Genomic DNA, 1618 nt, shown 5'->3' on the forward strand with positions numbered 1-1618 from the left:
AAATAAATCCGCAATCACCATCAAGCTTTGCCAAAACCCCCGCCGGTCGCCCCCGGCGGGTTTTGCGTTGCTGCGGGCCCCTGAGCACTCTTCCCAAAGCATCAATTTTGCGCCGGAAAGTAGCTAGAGCGTGGAGACCACGACGAGCGCGGACGCACTATGCGGGATCGAGAGCAGGATCGTGACAACGCCTACCGCGACCGCGAGCAGCACGGTCGTCGTACCCAGGATGAGACCGCCCACGTAAATCAGCGACCGGCGGAAGGCCGTAGGCGGCGCCGACCGCGGTCGCGCTGATGGTCGATGGTCCGGGACTGCCCATGATGATCGTCGAGGCCATCAGCAGCGTCAGGGCGGAGCGACAAACCTCCGGCTGGAGGGCGGTCTCTTTGAGCATCGGCGATTCCGGATGGTGGAGGAGGAAAGGACAAGGCTATCGCCAGGCGGCCGGGACGGTCTTGAAGCTTTGTGCGGCCTCGGCGCCAGGGTAGAACCGGGCAGTCGTGGCCGCCTCAGGCTGGCGGCGGGCGCCGACGGCATCGAACGCCTGGAGGCTCATCTCCACGGTCGGGCCTTCGCGATGCATCGGCATGATTGCTACGCGATCGGGATCACGTTGGCGGGCGTCCAGAGCTTTCGTTTCAGGGGCAGGCAATGGCACTGCGTTCCCGGCCAATGTCACATCCTGCATCCCGACGAACCGCATGATGGCGGCACGCACATGGAAGCGGGCCTACGGCCTGACGCCTGCGAGATGGGGGGCGATGCTGGTCTGACGATGGGCTCGGTTCGCGCCTCTATCATGCGAGCCGGCGCTGCCGAGTCGGATCGTCGTGCGATGGTGGTGCGCTCGAACCAAGCTTCTCAGCAGCTCCGCGCCGGCGCGCCGTCGACGATCATGTCCGGCTGACGCGAAAGTGAAACGGCGGGCGACAGCAGGATCACCAGCGCCTGCGCGCCGAAGATCGCGACCGCGAGATAGAGGCAGGCCGGCGCGCCATAAAATCCGCCGACGATGGCGCCGAGCGCCGAGCCCAGCGGGCGGGCGCCATAGCTCAGGATGTTGATCGCCGAGACCCGGCCGAGCAGCCGCGGTGGCGTCACCGCTTGCCGCAAGGTCGTGGTCGAGATCACCCACAGGATCGGCCCGACGCCGAGCAGGAAGAAGCTCAGATCCGCAAGCCACGGCGCCGGAACGACCGTGGTCAGCGCCATCACCGCGGATGCGGCAAAGCCGGTGGCGGGGCCGAGCCCAATCACGGTACCGAACGGGAGGCGACGCATCACGCGCGTCGCCCCGAGCGCGCCGACCACCATGCCGACGCCATACATCGCGAGCGTCGCGCCGACGCCGGCGGCCGAGAGCGCAAGGTGGTCCACGGCATAGGGCACGAACACCGCAAGCAGCAGGAAGGAGGCGGTGTTGAAGATGAACTGGGTGATGAACACCGGCCGCAGCAGCGCGTGATGCAGCACGAAATTGGCGCCTTCCCTGATCTCATGCAGCGGGTGGCGGCGCGGCGCCGGGTTTCGCGCCGGCTCGTAGATACCCGACAGCAGCACCACCGCGATGGTCGAGAGCGCCGCGGCAAAGCCGAACGCGGGGGCGGCGCCGACC

The 1618-nt window shown here is 67.2% G+C and carries 2 protein-coding genes; one reads left to right on the top strand and one right to left on the bottom strand.

Annotated features, from left to right (window positions below; all coding sequences use genetic code 11):
- The first annotated feature begins 580 nt into the window (after positions 1–580).
- Complete coding sequence (locus tag WCB02_RS11220) at positions 581–910, top strand: AraC family ligand binding domain-containing protein (protein ID WP_423958220.1); 330 nt, start codon at positions 581–583, stop codon at positions 908–910.
- Here WCB02_RS11220 and WCB02_RS11225 read toward each other — a convergent pair.
- Positions 865–1618, bottom strand: a 754-nt coding sequence (locus WCB02_RS11225) for an MFS transporter (RefSeq protein ID WP_423958219.1), incomplete at its 5' end; no start/stop codon positions are given. The two genes, WCB02_RS11220 and WCB02_RS11225, sit on opposite strands and share 46 nt — an antisense overlap.

The sequence above is a fragment of the Bradyrhizobium sp. genome, from assembly GCF_049581145.1.
Lineage (GTDB): Bacteria > Pseudomonadota > Alphaproteobacteria > Rhizobiales > Xanthobacteraceae > Bradyrhizobium.

Bases quoted from the DNA above. Each gene is read 5' to 3' on its own strand.
- WCB02_RS11220 (WP_423958220.1), top strand. From the start codon at position 581: ATGCATCGGCATGATTGCTACGCGATCGGGATCACGTTGGCGGGCGTC.